This window comes from Sphingobacterium sp. B29 (genome assembly GCF_001952815.1).
In the GTDB taxonomy this organism is placed as follows: domain Bacteria; phylum Bacteroidota; class Bacteroidia; order Sphingobacteriales; family Sphingobacteriaceae; genus Sphingobacterium; species Sphingobacterium siyangense.
On sequence record NZ_CP019158.1, the window covers coordinates 2,596,685 to 2,612,497 of the forward strand.

A 15,813-nucleotide genomic window follows, 5' to 3' on the forward strand; every position below is an offset into this window, starting at 1 on the left:
AGAAAATGGCTCATCGCATATATATTTACAATACAGATAAGAAGGATCAAGATTACTTTCCGCATTATTTAGGGGAATGGAACTATGTGATTCCGCCGCTTTTTTTACCCTTATTTGCTGCTAATCCGAAGGCAAAAGGTACCTTAGTTTATTCCGAAAAGGAGCCTGGAATCCGTAAGCTTCGCGCTTTTTATGATTTGCTCATTCGTGAATATAGGTTAAATTCAGATGCGTTGGCCATGGCAGCTATCGGGAAACTGTTCGATTTTTTGGACGGTTTGCCCTTTGATTACTTCCAGCTGAACGCGAGTGATGTATTTAACATGAGCGATGTTAAACATAGTCAACAGGCAAAAGATTTTGCATTTGAAGTCTATGAGAAGAATTTGCCCTATGAAAAAGCAATCGAAAAACAGTCCATAGCTGAGCTCGAATATATTTTGCTTCCCGCTGGTTATACTTCTTTTTTAGCGATGCTCGAGCTGGAATGGGGCAACTATGGCTTGGGCTGGTGGAATAGCGAAGCGATTGATAGTCTGGATAATCAATTTTTTGAAGACCAGGGGCTTTGGGGGATACGCAATGCAAAAGGGGAGGTGAAGGTCGAAGCAAGCTATCAGGAAATTGGTGATTTTGACTATGAAGGGATCGCTGTCATAAAGAAAAATGACCTGTTCGGTTATTTGAATAGGGGCGGAGAAGAAACTATTCCCTGTATTTATTCATCGGCAGCACCAGCCCAATATGGAGTTGGATCAACCGTTGGTAAGGTGAGCTTAGCTAAAAAATACGGATTGATCAACGTCGGGAACGGAGAAATAATCATACCACTTGAATATGATGAACTCGAAGATTTTGCTTTCGGTTATTACCAGGGAAAGAAAGATCAGCAATACTACATTATCGACGCCCAAGGTCAGTTCTTCAATGTTTTTGGTACAGACAAGCCGTTTGACATAGATTATGATGGATTTATCTATCAAGATATTCCCGAAAATAAACTGCGTCATTATTATTCCAGCAGAGGCATTTTACTTGGTGCTTTTGCCAGTGGTACACTGAGCGAACTGCTGTTTGATTTTTATGCGGTCAATTTGAATAGCAAAAAGAAAAAATCTGTTTTGTCTCCCGATGGAACTTTCTTGGTCAAAGATGTTGATATACTCAATGCTGGAAACGGTCGAGCTGCATTGTTCTTTGCCAATTCCGGTAGCATTCGTTTGTTTGATCTGGAAGCCCGGGCCTATGTACTGCAAGACTTGGTAATGCAATCCATTCAAGGGGGGACTGATTTCGGTAATGGTGCCTGGGATTGCTATATCATCGAAACAGCTGCCGGAAGTGGGATCTATCAGGCCGCTGAAAAGGCCTGGCTGATCCCGATCTCAACGCACTATGTGAAGATTGTTTATGCTGCGGTGATGGATTATTTTATTCTGAAAGACCATGCGGGAAGATATTACTATTTTGACGCAGTGCAAAGGGCCGTCAGCTCCGCCTATGATTATGTCTGTGCAAGCGTTAATCACTATCAGGATCTGATGTTATTGCAAGGTGACCGCTTGTATAAAAAAGGCTACGATGGTGTGGAAGTAATTCAGGAAGAACAATATGGCCAATTTCTGAAGAAGCTGGATCAATTGTCAGGAGAAGATTTTGATGTATGTAGTCGTTTTTTTGAACGATGGAAGACTGCAAAGGGCGATAATTTTGAATCCAGCTATGATAGTTATACCTTGTATCATATGGCCTTAGACTGCTACCGGCAGGGCGATGTTGAAAAGGCGATGCGCTATTTTACCTTTTCTGCCGACCAGGGAAATGAAAGCAGCATGCATGAACTTGGGAATATCTTTACGGATACCGATAGCGAAGACAATCGTTTTTTAGATTTGGACAGGGGAATTCAATATTATGAACAGGCCGCCCAAAAAGAATATGCCCCTGCCTGGAATGCAATTGGCTACCTCTTTCAGTATGGAATCGGCTATAACAAAGACTTGAAAAAGTCATTTGATGCTTACATGAAAGGAGCCGAGTTGGGGAATGGCTATGCTTTGTCCAATTTAGGTTACTTTTATTCAAGTGGGATCTATGTTGAAGAAGATCTGGAAAAAGCCCTCACTTATTATCAGAAAGCGGAATTAAAATTAGTTGAAAACAACAGCAATATGGCCTCTATCTATTACAGTTTGGAAGATTACGATCGTCTATTGGTTTACTTGAAAAGAGATAAGGAAAATAGTTATTCCAATATTTATTATGGATTGCTCTATGATCAGGGACTGAAATTTAAAAAGGACAGTAAAAAAGCGATCCACTATTTTGAGCGTGCCAATGACTACGGCGTTTACGAAAGTGCCACAGCGCGCTTATTGGATTATTACAAGAATGATCCTACATTTAGAAATCAGGAAAAATTTGTCCATTGGTTAGGTTTTGCAAAAATCAATGAACTGGATATCGAACAGGATTTATTGCAATGGGATAATCAGTCCGATGATTCAAATGCAAGTTCTTCCTTTTTTAGTAAACTATTTAAAAAGAAAAAGTAAATCATGTTATCATCAGCAAATATAGATTTTAGTGGCATTCTGATCGACTTGATCATGATTGTTTTTTTTGGATTTGGAACGATTTATACGTTAACGGTAGGTATTGTTCATATCGTAAAGAAAAAAACACGAACCGCGGGGTATTATTTTCTGTCGTTTTTTCTGTCGGGTTTTATTGGACTCCTGATTGCAGGATTGCTAGCCTTTTTTTGGGCGATGTCATTGTCGTAAAGTGAAGGCAATAAAGTGAATTTAGCACAATGATCTTTTGACTGGCAGTCAAAAGATCATTATGCTATGTAATTCCATCAATGGTTTTTGGCGTTGACAATATGCATGAGGTGGTGGTTACAATGCCATGCATACAGGCCTATATTGACCTTTAAAGAAATTAGTCTTTTGGTAACGGGGTGAATAAAACCCCTTTCAAGTTGTTCGGCTGAAAGGCTTTTCAGCAGTATGACCCAACGTTCATGTAGACCTTCAAGCAATTTTACCGAACTTTCTATGGGAATTATTTTGGCGTCGGGAAGTTCGGCCCACAATTTTTCTTCATATAATTTGATGGTTGGATCTTCTTCCGTTAGGGCCAATTTGAACCGGACAAAGCTATTCATATGGCTGTCGGCACAATGGTGAACGACCTGACGTATAGTCCATCCGTCAGGACGGTAACGCTTCTCTAGCGCACTGTCCGTAAGGTCGCCGACTTCGGATTTTAACCGAGCCGGAAAATCTGCAATTGTCTTGATCCAGTCATTCAACAGGGAGCTGTCAATTACATCGGGTATCGCGAAACGACCTATGGGGTATCTGAGTTTTTCTAATTCATGTTGCATAACCTAAAATTACTTAAAATAGATGCAAGGTTCCTAATCTTTATGTTCATGTTTTCGATGAATATTTTTTTTCGATACGTTCTTGTGCAAGCTGTAATTTGGATGCGATAAAGAATTGTGTTAATTTCGGCAAAAATGCTAATATCAATGATCCTCCCGTTTTTGTGGAGGATCATTGATATTAGCATATAAAAGCACAAGAAATGAAAAGTCTAAAAGAACTGATTGATACAAGTAATTCGGGATGGAAGCTGGTTGAGGGCTGGTTGAAGGAAGCGACAAATTCATATGAAGTGCTTCCTCAAAACCCTAAGCGGGCTGATGAGGAACTTTTAAGGGCACAAATTACGACGAAATCTCCGATGGGGGCCATTATTCATCAAAGCGGTGGTATACTGATCGATGGTGGCTGGTTGCGAATTTTAGGCTCCGGTTCGCCAAAGCTGAACCGCGGAATTATGGAGTGGAATAAGGGCAAAAGTTTTGACAAGGAAGGCGAAAAAGGAGGATTTCTTCTTATAGCTGACGATGTTTTGGGTGGTTATTTTGCCATCAATGCCGGCGCTCTGGGAGATGCTATTGGACAGGTCTATTATTTTGCTCAAGATACCTTGCAATGGGAAAGTTTGGAATGTGGCTATTCGGACTTTGTTTTTTGGGCTTTGAAAGGGGATATCAGACAGTTTTATGAAACATTTAAATGGAAAGACTGGAGTGAAGACGTCAAATCGTTGAATGGTAATCAAGTTTTTTCGTTTTATCCTTTTCTATGGACTGAAGAAGCACGGGATTTTCGTAAAGTAGATCGCAAGCCAATGGCAATCGATGAGAACTACCATTTTACGATGGAATTTGCTGGCAGACGCTAATCGTTATTTTAATACGACAAACCCTTCAGCTTAATGCTTTAATAGGGTGATAGGACAATATGTATATTGTCCTATCACCCTATTAAAGCGAGAAAAATAACCCTGAATAAGATTTAAACGGATTTATTTTGAAGGCTAAAGCTAACTTCATTCAGTTTGATCAGTTGTATTTGTATTCCTTCTGCAAGACCAAGCTGCGTAGCGGCTTCTTTTCCCAGTTTAAGTACATGAAATCCTCTGCCTCGGTAGGTAAAATTGCATTCATATTCTCCGGCATTGATCATAATCCTTAATTTTTGGGATTTAGTGGGAAATAAAGGTTTAAATTCTTTTGTAATCCTTATTTGCGATTTCTTAACGTCATCTGCAGTAATCTTGTTGCCCTCCGAAGGAAAAAGCATGTTTGTCGGTGGTGTCTGTACTGCGGAGGCTTGGGACTCGGCGTTTTGCTCCTGAATTTCCTGAGCTTTTGGAGACTCATTTTGTATCGGTTCAGAACTTGTTTTATCCTGACGTTTCTTCTCTTGGCGCCCTTTCTTTCTATTGTTTTGATTTGCAGTTTTTGCCGCAGTTTCTGTAGGAGGTACGGAAGGAGTAGGAGTAGAAGGAGTTTTGTGCTCGGTTTCCGCTGCTGTAGCCGGACTAGTCATTGCTAAAGGCCGTTTAATGATATTGCGGATGTAGTAGTGTTTTATGCGCGATTTGTCGGTGTTCCGCTCTTCAATTTCAAAATCTTCCTTGTAGGCTTTAAAAAGGTGGGACATCTTGTCGTATCCGTAATTTCGCGCATCAAAATCAGGTTTCCTTTTATTGAAAAGACTTCCGATTTCACCTAGGAAAGCCCAGCCATTTTCATCAGCTGTATCATCGACAGTGTCTTTTAAAAGTTCCAGGGTTTCTTCATCTAGTACTGCTATACTTGCCGGGTTTTCAACCGGGGCAGGTTTGGGTTGATTTTGCTGTTTTTTCTTTGTGACTGTTTCTTTCTTTTGATTTTTCTCGAAAATTTCCACATAGATAAACTTGTCACAGGAGGCGATAAAAGGCTTAGGTGTCTTTTTCTCACCAATACCGATTACGAGTTTGCCTGATTCCCGGAGGCGCGTGGCCAAGCGGGTGAAGTCGCTGTCGCTCGATACAATACAAAATCCGTCCACTCTGTCCGAATGCAGAATATCCATGGCGTCAATAATTAATGCGGAATCAGTAGAATTTTTGCCTTGGGTATAACTGTATTGTTGTATGGGGGTAATCGCGTGGGTAAGAAGTTTGTCCTTCCATTTTTCAACATAAGGGTTGGTCCAGTCTCCGTAGATGCGTTTGATGGTTGGAATCCCGTATCTTTTGACTTCATTCAAAATCTCTTCGATCTTTCGATAAGATACATTATCCGCATCGATTAGTATTGCGATTTGCAAATCCCCATGTTCTGCCATATATGTTTAGATTATTTTTTCAATATTTGAACTCTTTTCTATTCGTGTGACCTTTCTGATCTGAATATATTCGTTAAAAATACAGTATTGTTAAAGAATTTCTTGAATTTTTTAGAATTAATTTGAATGCTATTTTTTTAGAACATGCGATCAGCTGCTTTTGTTTGGGTGTAGGGGGGGATTTATTATGTTTGTGGAGCGGTGAAATGATTTGAGGGACGGTGAAAATAAAAAAAGGTTTTCAAACGGGGAGAATGAAAACCTTAAATAACCAATTATAAACCTAAATTATGATGATACAAAGGTAGTGTAAATATTACACCTGTGCAACTATTCATTACTATTTTTTTTAACGTTCTGAATTTTGTAGCTGTTCAGCTACAAGTTGTCTGTAGCTGTGCTGAAACTAGTCCATCATGAAGCTCGAAGGTCTATATTTCATCACAGCATAAAAGCTATTGGTGAACGCTTGTACGCTTTTATAACCGACTTTATATGCAATTTGGGAGATGGTGAATTGTTTTGTGCTAAGAAGTTCCAAACTCTTGATAATGCGGAGTAACTGCTGATATTTCGCAAGTGTCATTCCGGTTTCCTTTTTAAAAAGGCGCTCAATAGTTCGGAGCGAAAGATTGGACAATAGGGCGATCTCGTCTAAGGTGCAGGCTTCTGTGTAATGGTCATGGAGGTGATTTAAGACGGCTTTAAGTCTATTTTCCTGAGGAAGGGTGATCCCAAGTTGGAGCAATTGTGCGGCGAAATAGGGGAGTTCATGGAGTAAAGCACCCAGGAAAACTTTTTCATGTTTATCTTCTTCAATCAATTTCGACCATTTTTCACAATACAAAATCATTTCCCGTAATACTTTAGGCGCCGAAAATAGCTGCACCTGACTGAAAAACAACTGGTCTTGTGCGCTGTCGAATTGTGGAGTATCAAAAAAAAGCACCATAAGCTTGATGCGCTCAGAGTGGGAGTTGGTCTTATGTAATGCACCAGAGGGAATCCAGGCAACGTGATTTTGGGGGAGTAAATACATTTTTCCTGCGACGGTAAGGTATTGGAAACCCTGTTCGACATAAATCAACTGGCCTTTGCGATGACTGTGCAGCTCGTTGTCGTGTATCCAGTTTTCTTCAAACCAGACAAAGGTTGATTTCTGGATGCGTTCAATTGTCAATGTATGATTTGTTTGATCCATGTCGTTTTAAATTAAATTAATGGCAAATTTAATTAAAATTTCAGGTATATCTTTGCAGGCGATCATTACATGTATAGCGCGATTTTATTATGAAAGAAAATATAAAAGTATCCACAGCTGTTTCTTGGACCTGGTTATCCATATTGGTTGTTGTTATGGTCTCAACCAATCTGCGGTCGCCAATTACAGCCGTTGGCCCGGTACTGGGGCAAATCAGTGAAGATTTACAATTAAATAGTTTTCAAAGCAGCCTATTGACGGCAATTCCCCTTTTTATGTTTGCGAGCTGTTCTGTCGCAGTAAGTCGATATTCGCATAAACTGGGCATGCATCGTTTTTTATTGTTTGGTTTAATGCTGTTGAGTGTAGGGATTGTGCTTCGGGTCTGGGGCAATATGCCAACGCTGTTTGTGGGATCTTTTTTAATTGGACTTGGGATCTGTGTGGGCAATGTCGTTACACCTGGCTATATAAAAACCAGTTTTCCAAAGCAGATTGGGCTGATGACAGGGATTTTTGCGGTAGCAATGAACCTGACTGCGGCTTTTGCTTCGGGTTTTAGTTTACGATTGGGTGAATGGACTGGTCTTGGGTGGCAAGGCTCACTGGGTGTTTGGGTGATTTTAGCCTTGTTATCACTTATAGTTGTTTTTTTTTGATGGTTTAGGCCGAAAGAAGGCTCCAGGTATTACTGAAAATAGACAAGCGACAAGTGGAATCGGGTATATCTTTAGGTCAAGATTGGCCTGGTATATCAGCCTATTCATGGGTATTCAGTCCCTGATTTACTACAGCTTGATTTCTTGGTTGCCCAACGTATTGGTCGATTATGGTATGCCAAAGGAGAATACGGGCTGGTTGCTGTTTTTGATCCAAATTGCCATGATTCCCATTATGTTCATTGGACCTATTTTGGCTCATCGGATGAAGGATCAACGTTTAATGGCAACTGCTGTTGCGATAGGCATGCTTGGAAGTATCTTTATATTTTGGCATTACAAGCTTCAGGGAATTTATGTTGCCGCCGTATTGTTGGGACTTTCCAATGGACTGTCTTTCAGTTTGTCTATTCTCTTCTTTACCCTGCGGGCTAGATCAACGGCAAATGCAATCAAAATATCGGGCATGGCGCAGTCTGTTGGCTATTTTATTGCGGCTTTTGGTCCGCCGGTCTTTGGTAGGCTGCACGAAATAGATGCTACCTGGAATTACTCGTTCTACTTTTTGGCGGGGAGTATCGTACTTTTATTATTTGCGGGATGGAAGGCCGGAGAAGCTACGTATGTAGCGGAAGATTAAAGATAAGGCTACATCAGGCATAGGTGTTTAGCTGATGTAGCCTTATTCAATTAGCTCTTAAGCGCTGGCTTTCGAATTGACCTGTTAATCTTTGAGGACAGAAAATTCGATGTATGTGGCATTGTTCACATCGTGAAAAATACGTTGGGTAGCTTTACGGAAGTCAGCTTTGGTGGCTGTATAAGACGGTAAAAATACCTGTGGATTTCGTTCTGCCAACGGAAACCATGAGTTTTGTACCTGAACCATAATGCGATGTCCTTTTTTGAAGGTATGCGCAACGTCTGGCATTTCAAAATTAACCTTTTCGACCATACCTGGAGTCAAGGCCTGTGCTTTATCAAAACCATTTCGGTATTTCCCCGCCATGATCTCACCACGTACCATCATTTGATATCCAGCCATTGTTTTTCCTTGATAACTTGCAGCATCGTTCGGGTATACATCAATCAGTTTGACAACATAGTCCGCGTCTGTTCCTGTTGAGGAGACTTTGAGGAAGTTTTTGATTGGGCCTACTATCGTCAGATCCTCCGTCAACGGTTCCGTTTGATAAACCATGACATCAGGGCGACTAGCTGCGAAACGCTGATCATCTACCATATACTCCCGTGTTCGGTTTTGAATTAACCCACCTTGATGCGGAACAGGTTTATTAGGGTCTGTTACATATTCATCCCAGGAATCTGTACGTTGAACTTTGTCAAATCCAAGTTTCCCCTGAGGTTGGAAGTATAGTTTTTTTGTCTCTACATTTTTTGGCGGCCATTGTTCGAAATGTTTCCATTCGTTGCTGCCTGAGACAAAAATGTTAGCTTCGGAAGGGGCGAAGTTTCCTTCATCTTTTAGGTAATATTTGAAAAACGGTTGTTCAAATTGCTCCTGATAAGTAATACTGGTTTTTTTCTCAAATTGGATATCACCTAAATAGTTTCCTTCTGCACGAACCCAGCCGCCATGATACCAAGGTCCCGCGACTAAAATCGAGTTGTTTTTTTTGCTTTTATCCTCAATCGATTGGTAAGTCTTAAATGTTCCATAAGCATCTTCCGCGTCAAAGAAACCACCAACCACCATCACAGCTGGTTTTACCTCCTGTAAAGAATTGGTGATCACACGCGATTTCCAAAAATCATCATAGTCGGGATGTTTAAACAGGTCATTCCAAAATTGTACGGAGTCACCAAAATACTTTTCTTTGAGTTCCCGCGCTGTTCCTGCTTCTGCAAAAAAGTTATATTTATCGGCTTCTTTGATTTGAATTTTGCCCTTAAATTGATCTGGTGTGATGGGTTTTGGACGTGGGACACCAAAGGTTGACATGAATGTAAATGCATCCTGAAGAAACAATACGCCATTATGGTGGAAGTCGTCGCCGATAAACCAGTCTGTTACGGGAGCCTGTGGGGAGACTGCCTTCAAGCTCGGGTGTGTTTTGACCAATCCGACGGTAGAATAGAAGCCTGGATAGGAAATCCCATAGAGCCCGGCTTTGCCATTATAGTTTTTGAGATTTTTCTGTAACCATTCAAGCGCATCATAGGTATCCGTACTTTCATCGATTGCTTTTTTATCTTTGCTGTAGGTGGTCGGACGAATATCTTCAAAATCACCTTCGCTCATCCACTTGCCACGGACATCCTGATAAACGAAAATATAACCTTCACGCATCATTTGGGGAAAGTTTCCCAAGCTTTTTTTGTATTCGTTCTGCCCATAAGGAGAAACCGTGTAGGGTGTTCTATTGAGTAAAACTGGATATTTCTTGGATTTGTCTTTTGGACTGTAGATCGCAGTAAATAATTTCTTCCCATCTCGCATGGGGATTGCTACTTCGGTCTTTTCATAATGATCTCTAACATAAGCCGAGTCGGCAGCTGTTTGAGCATGTAACTGGCTTGCGCTTAAAAGCGCTAAAGTTAGGCACGAAATTGTATTTTTCATTCAGATAATTATTTGTTCAGTACATTCTTTGGTGTAAATTATAATTTTACACTTGGGTTCATTTTTTGCAATGCTATGGATACTCTTATGCACCTTGGGCGCTATGCGATACAGTTAAATTCGTCATCGCGTTATCGTTTGGCAGACCATTTCTCCAGCTACAATGAGCGGATCAACAGCTGCTGGTTTATAAATTGAACGATAGATTCATTGCGTGTATTTAAATTTTAGGCTAAAGTTAGTGCTACTAAAACCATTTTCCAATTTTATTGTCATATTTATAGCGAATAGAAAAAGAAAAATTGACCAATTTTTGAGAAAGAAAAACTTTTTTTGGATTGAATTTGGATTAGTTTTCGAATCTTAATATATTGAGTAAAATTAAGGAGAATTATTTTTTGGGTTAACAGCTTTAGCTAAAAACGTTAAATTTCAATCAGATGGATTAGTAGAACACTAAATAATAATTCATTTTCAGATTATTTTTTTAGGTTTCGAATGGGGTTTGTATTGGTATTTGTCACGATTTTATAAATTAAGTGGGCAGTGGTATGAAATATGTTTTTTTAAGCTAATTTTAAGAATTATTTTATCATAATACATCAATTAAATAACAATTTAAGTATATAGAATTAATATGGGACAACAAGTGAAAGATGCCAATGGAAAATTGGGTATTCTTATTCCGGGATTAGGTGCTGTGGCTACAACATTAATCGCTGGTGTGGCATCTATAAACAAAGGTTTTTCAAAACCAATCGGATCTGTTTCTCAATTGAGCAGAATCCGTCTGGGTAAACGCACTGAGAACAGAAATCCATTAATTAAAGATTTCGTCCCTTTAGCAAAATTGGAAGATGTTGTTTTTGGTGGATGGGACGTATATGAGGATAACGTATACGAGGCTGCATCAAATGCACAGGTATTGGAGCAAGGCCAATTGGATGCTGTTAAGGCTGAATTGGAGGCAATCCAACCGATGAAGGCTGTGTTTGACCGTAATTTTGTGAAAAATTTGGACGGAACGCACATCAAATCTGAAAAAACTCGCCGTGAATTGGCAGATGCCGTACAACGTGATATTCGTGAATTTAAAGAGAAAAACGGATTAGACCGTGTTGTATTGGTATGGTGTGGATCTACTGAGCGTTATATTGAAACAAACGAAGCTTTTTCAACTTTAGCTAAATTAGAGGAAGCATTAGACAATGATGATCAACGTATTCCACCAAGTATGATCTATTGTTATGCGGCATTGAAAGAGGGAGCTCCTTATGTAAATGGTGCACCAAATTTAACATGTGACGTTCCTGCTATTGTTGAGTTGGCGCATGAAAACGGTGTGGCAATTGCAGGTAAAGATTTTAAAACAGGCCAAACATTGATGAAAACAATTGTGGCACCTGGTCTTCAAGCGAGAGCTTTGGGTGTTGAAGGTTGGTTTTCGACGAATATCTTAGGTAACCGGGATGGATTAGTATTAGATGATCCTGAAAATTTCAAAACAAAAGAGGTCTCTAAATTATCGGTATTGGAAGAAATTCTGGATGCGAAAAAGAACCCTGAGTTATACGGTGATCTTTATCATAAAGTACGTATCAACTATTATCCTCCACACGGCGATAATAAAGAATCTTGGGATAACATCGATATCTTCGGTTGGTTGGGTTACAAAATGCAGATTAAGATCAATTTCTTGTGTCGCGATTCAATTTTAGCAGCTCCGGTTGCGTTGGATTTGGCTTTGTTTATTGATTTGGCTCAACGTGCGGGTATGTCGGGTATTCAAGAGTGGTTATCATTTTACTTGAAATCTCCTCAAACAGCTCCGGGGTTACCTCCTGAACACGATATCTTCAAACAATTGATGAAATTGCAAAATACATTGCGCCACATTATGGGTGAAGATTTAATCACACATTTGGGATTGGATTATTACCAGGAGCTAGTAGATAGTATTCAATAAACTACCTTAATAAGAGAGGGGAAACAATTGTTTAAAAACAGTTTTTCCCCTTTTTCTTCAAAATCTTTACGATATTGAAGATTTGTGATATAACCCTCTGTAGACTTTTGCGCTTACGAACGCTGAGATAGTGACGGGGGTTTTGCTTTTTTATAAATGATTTTATTTTGCAATTAAAAGAAATGGAATTTGCAATTATAGCGGCGGGAGAAGGTTCTCGATTGCGAAAAGAGGGATTTAATTTACCGAAACCCTTGCTACCATTACATGGAGTTCCATTAATTGAGCGATTGATTCGCGTGTTTGTTAAAGAAGGGGCGCAAAGAGTTCATGTTATCATCAATAAACAATCTCCGGAACTGAAATTGTTTTTGGAAAAAACAACGTTTGAATTACCTATTGTACTTATAGAGGAAGATACTGCAAGTTCATTGCATAGTTTTGCCTTGCTTGTCAAAAATAACCCCGATTGGTCGTCCTGTTGTCTGACAACAACAGATACGGTTTTTAGACCACATGAATTTCATGCCTATTTGGAGGCATTCCAGCAACATCAACATGCCGATGCTTTTATGGCAGTCACTCCTTTTGTCGACGATGAGAGTCCGCTCTATGTGAACACAAATTCACAGCTTCGGGTGGAAGCTTTTCTGGATACAGCGACCGCAGAAACGAAGTATGTTTCTGGCGGAATTTATTGCTTCCGAAAAGCAGCTATGAATTGTGCATTAAGCTCCGTTGAAGCAGGTAATTCCAGAATGCGTAATTTTCAGCGTGCTTTATTGGAAAACGATTTACAAGTAGAAGCATTTGTATTTGACAAGGTGGTCGATATTGATCATTTAAAAGATCGTGTCGTCGCAGAACAATTTTTGAGTGAGGAGGTTAGTTAGTAAAATGAGCGATATGATTTCTATTTTAGGCGTAACTCGAAAAAATCGCTTTTCACCCAACCATGTGGGGAATGATGCCGCTATATTTAATGAAGTAGTTTTAAAACTGACTGAAAAAGGTGCTTCGGTGGAGGTGTGTAATGAAGATGAATTTTTGTCTTCACCATCCCTGAAGCAGGATAATATTCTGACTATGGGGAGAACAAAGACTTTAGTTAAAAAGTTGCAATCTCTTCAAAATAATGGGATCAATGTTTTGAATTCAGGATTTGGAATTGAAAATTGTTTTCGGAAAAACATGACCCTTAAGCTTTTAGAAGGTGGAGTCCCTTATCCGAAGAGTATCGTGATCTCTACCGTTGCAGATATTCAATCTATTTTCGAAAAACTGAAAGGAAAGGGTGTATGGATCAAGCGTGGCGATTTTCATGCGATTCATAAGGAAGATGTTACCTTTGCTGCAAGTCTGAAAGAAGCGCAACATATCTTGAATGAATATGCACTTCGTGGGATTAAAGAGGCTGTGATTTCTGAACATCTTGCCGGAGACTTACTCAAGTTTTATGCAGTGCGGGGAACGGATTTTTTCTTTTATTTCTACCCATATGAACACAATCATCACAAATATGATTTGTATGAACAAATTAATGACGAGGTAGTGCATTTTCCTTTTGATCTCGACAATCTAAAAGAAGTTGCCAATCGTGCTGCGGAAGTCCTGGATGTACATATCTATGGCGGCGATGTGATTATTGATGCAAATGGAGACTTCCATATTATTGACTTAAACGACTGGCCAAGTTTTGCGCCATGTCGGGCAGAGGCCGCTGAGGCCATTGCTCAAATGGTTTACCATAAATTTACTGAAAAGAACCACAATGCAGAAAGAACAAGTTAATGTAATCGAAGAAGATAATTTGAGTGCATTCGAACAATCTTTAAAATCTAATGATACAGAAGAGCGAATTGATATTTGGTTTTATCGACCTATAGGTTATCGTATCGCGCAAGTCTGTGCCAAAATTGGTATTACACCCAACGCTGTGACAATTATTAGTATTTTCTTTGGCGTTGCGGCGGGTATTTTATTCTATTACCCTGCATTATGGATTAATGTGATTGGCATGCTTTTATTGGTTTTTGCCAATTCTTTAGATAGTGCCGATGGACAGCTGGCAAGAATGACAGACAATAAAAGTCGCTTTGGTCGTATCTTGGATGGTTTTGCCGGAGATTTTTGGTTTGCTTCTATTCATATTGCGATCTGTTTACGCAGTATTAATGAAGGATGGCCACAATGGCTATGGGTATTCTGTGTACTTGCAGGTGTATCGCATATGCTTCAGTCGGCAATGGCTGACTATTATCGTAATGTACATTTGTATTTTATAAAAGGTAAAGCTGGAAGTGAGCTGGACAATACACGTGATTTGAAAGTTGACTATGATGCCTTGTCTTGGCGCAAGAATTTTTTCAGCAAATTTGTGCTGAATGGCTACATGGGCTATACACGTAACCAGGAAAAGCTTTCTCCAAAACTGCAAAAGCTGCTGCATATTGTGAAGAGTCGTTATAAAGATGAATTGCCAAAACAATTGATGGTCGACTTTAGAACTCAAAATAAACCATTGATGAAGTATACAAATATTGTACAGTTCAATACAAGGGTGATTTTCCTATTTGTTTGGTTGTTTATCGGTCAGCCTTGGATTTACTTTTTCTTTGACATGTTTGTCCTAAATCCGATATTGATATACATGTGTAACCGACAAGAAAAGGTAAGTGGTTATTTTGTTGATAAATTAACAAATGATCCAACCTATGGGTAATAAGATCTATAAAGTACTCTTTATGCTCATCGGTATAGGTACACTGGCCTATATGATTCAAGCAATGGGAATTGATGAGATTTGGAACAACCTCGAAAAAATAGGCTGGTGGTTTTTGCCCGTCCTCGGTAGCTGGGCAGTACTCTACTGGATGAACGCAATGGCATTTAAGGCAATTATTCAGGAACCCGAATTGCCACAGACGGACGTACCCTTTTGGAAGGTCTTACAGTTGACAATATCGGGGTATGCCATTAATTATATAACGCCATTTGTTGCGTTAGGTGGTGAGCCTTATCGTATTATGGAACTTAAAAACTATGTCGGTGGTTCAAAAGCAGGCTCTTCCGTGCTGTTATACGGTGTCATGCATATCTTGTCGCATATTTTATTTTGGGTCGCTTCTGTTTTTCTAATTCTTTGGTTCGTACCGGCAAGTACAATGGTTGATGTGGCCTGTGCTGTGATTTTTGTGATGGCTATCATTTGTACTTGGCTATTTACGAAGTTTTATAAGAAGGGAATTACAGTTTCACTATTGAAGGCTTTGTCTAAACTACCTTTGGTAGGCAAGAAAGTTGGTCATTTACTGGAGACGAAGCATGAAACGTTGAGTGACGTCGATCAGCAGGTGAAAAACCTCTTTCAAAATCGTCGCGATCGTTTCTATACGGCCCTTTTTTGGGAATTTGTAGCACGTGTTGTGGGCTGTTTTGAGATTTACTTTATTGGTTTAGCCTTAGATATCAATATTGATTTTATTGATGCTATGATCATTAGCTCCGGATCTTCCTTATTTGCCAATCTTGTTTTTTTCTTTCCAATGCAATTGGGAACGCGGGAAGGTGGGTTAGCAATGGCTGTGATGAGTATAGGATTGCCTGCGAAAGTCGGTATTTTTATGGGTGTTGTGACACGAATTAGGGAAATTGTCTGGATTATGATCGGTTTGGGGTGGATGAGTTTAGTAAAAAAGAAATAA

At 39.6% G+C, this 15,813-nt stretch carries 14 protein-coding genes; 10 read left to right on the forward strand and 4 right to left on the reverse strand.

All coding sequences use genetic code 11. The features are described 5' to 3' along the window. The first annotated feature begins 5 nt into the window (after positions 1-5). Together BV902_RS10705 and BV902_RS10710 are read left to right on the forward strand one after the other, a co-directional pair. Positions 6-2,555 (forward strand): SEL1-like repeat protein, encoded by a 2,550-nt coding sequence (locus BV902_RS10705; RefSeq protein ID WP_075991916.1) that lies wholly within the window; start codon positions 6-8, stop codon positions 2,553-2,555. A gap of 3 nt (positions 2,556-2,558) precedes the next feature. Further along, complete coding sequence (locus tag BV902_RS10710; protein ID WP_075991917.1) at positions 2,559-2,786, forward strand: hypothetical protein; 228 nt, start codon at positions 2,559-2,561, stop codon at positions 2,784-2,786. Between the two features lie 77 nt (positions 2,787-2,863). On the opposite strand, the gene BV902_RS10715 is transcribed toward BV902_RS10710, so the two are convergent. Then, complete coding sequence (locus BV902_RS10715; RefSeq protein WP_075991918.1) at positions 2,864-3,394, reverse strand: YfiT family bacillithiol transferase; 531 nt, start codon at positions 3,392-3,394, stop codon at positions 2,864-2,866. Between the two features lie 203 nt (positions 3,395-3,597). On the opposite strand from BV902_RS10715, the gene BV902_RS10720 reads away from it, so the two are divergent. Further along, positions 3,598-4,263, forward strand: a complete 666-nt coding sequence (locus BV902_RS10720) for a DUF2625 domain-containing protein (RefSeq protein WP_075991919.1) — start codon at positions 3,598-3,600, stop codon at positions 4,261-4,263. Between the two features lie 113 nt (positions 4,264-4,376). Here the strand turns inward: BV902_RS10720 and BV902_RS10725 are convergent, their stop codons facing one another. Together BV902_RS10725 and BV902_RS10730 are read right to left on the reverse strand one after the other, a co-directional pair. Continuing rightward, positions 4,377-5,699 (reverse strand): NYN domain-containing protein, encoded by a 1,323-nt coding sequence (locus BV902_RS10725; protein ID WP_075991920.1) that lies wholly within the window; start codon positions 5,697-5,699, stop codon positions 4,377-4,379. A 406-nt stretch (positions 5,700-6,105) separates the two neighbouring features. Beyond that, positions 6,106-6,900 carry a helix-turn-helix domain-containing protein gene (locus BV902_RS10730; protein WP_075991921.1) on the reverse strand — a complete coding sequence of 265 codons (795 nt, stop codon included), beginning with the start codon at positions 6,898-6,900 and terminating at the stop codon, positions 6,106-6,108. A gap of 89 nt (positions 6,901-6,989) precedes the next feature. Between BV902_RS10730 and BV902_RS28360 the strand changes: the two genes are divergently transcribed. Both BV902_RS28360 and BV902_RS28365 read left to right on the forward strand, forming a co-directional pair. After that, a complete protein-coding gene (locus BV902_RS28360; RefSeq protein ID WP_216640454.1) occupies positions 6,990-7,559 on the forward strand; it encodes an MFS transporter in 570 nt (189 codons plus the stop codon). Further along, positions 7,546-8,199 carry an MFS transporter gene (locus BV902_RS28365; protein ID WP_216640455.1) on the forward strand — a complete coding sequence of 218 codons (654 nt, stop codon included), beginning with the start codon at positions 7,546-7,548 and terminating at the stop codon, positions 8,197-8,199. Before BV902_RS28360 ends, BV902_RS28365 begins: the two co-directional genes overlap by 14 nt. A gap of 84 nt (positions 8,200-8,283) precedes the next feature. Here BV902_RS28365 and BV902_RS10740 read toward each other — a convergent pair whose 3' ends face one another. Then, on the reverse strand, positions 8,284-10,143 hold the full coding sequence (locus BV902_RS10740) for a CocE/NonD family hydrolase (protein WP_075991922.1): 1,860 nt from the start codon (positions 10,141-10,143) through the stop codon (positions 8,284-8,286). A 637-nt stretch (positions 10,144-10,780) separates the two neighbouring features. Between BV902_RS10740 and BV902_RS10745 the strand changes: the two genes are divergently transcribed. From BV902_RS10745 to BV902_RS10765, 5 genes are all read left to right on the forward strand, one after another. Next, positions 10,781-12,109: an inositol-3-phosphate synthase gene (locus BV902_RS10745; RefSeq protein WP_075991923.1), complete on the forward strand. Its 1,329-nt coding sequence runs from the start codon at positions 10,781-10,783 to the stop codon at positions 12,107-12,109. 182 nt (positions 12,110-12,291) lie between these two features. Beyond that, complete coding sequence (locus BV902_RS10750; protein WP_075991924.1) at positions 12,292-13,002, forward strand: nucleotidyltransferase family protein; 711 nt, start codon at positions 12,292-12,294, stop codon at positions 13,000-13,002. A 13-nt stretch (positions 13,003-13,015) separates the two neighbouring features. Continuing rightward, the gene (locus tag BV902_RS10755; RefSeq protein ID WP_237242093.1) at positions 13,016-13,900 is read left to right on the forward strand and encodes a hypothetical protein; all 885 of its coding nucleotides are present in this window, start codon (positions 13,016-13,018) and stop codon (positions 13,898-13,900) included. Beyond that, positions 13,881-14,831 (forward strand): CDP-alcohol phosphatidyltransferase family protein, encoded by a 951-nt coding sequence (locus tag BV902_RS10760; protein ID WP_075991926.1) that lies wholly within the window; start codon positions 13,881-13,883, stop codon positions 14,829-14,831. Before BV902_RS10755 ends, BV902_RS10760 begins: the two co-directional genes overlap by 20 nt. Beyond that, positions 14,824-15,813 (forward strand): lysylphosphatidylglycerol synthase transmembrane domain-containing protein, encoded by a 990-nt coding sequence (locus BV902_RS10765; protein ID WP_075991927.1) that lies wholly within the window; start codon positions 14,824-14,826, stop codon positions 15,811-15,813. Before BV902_RS10760 ends, BV902_RS10765 begins: the two co-directional genes overlap by 8 nt.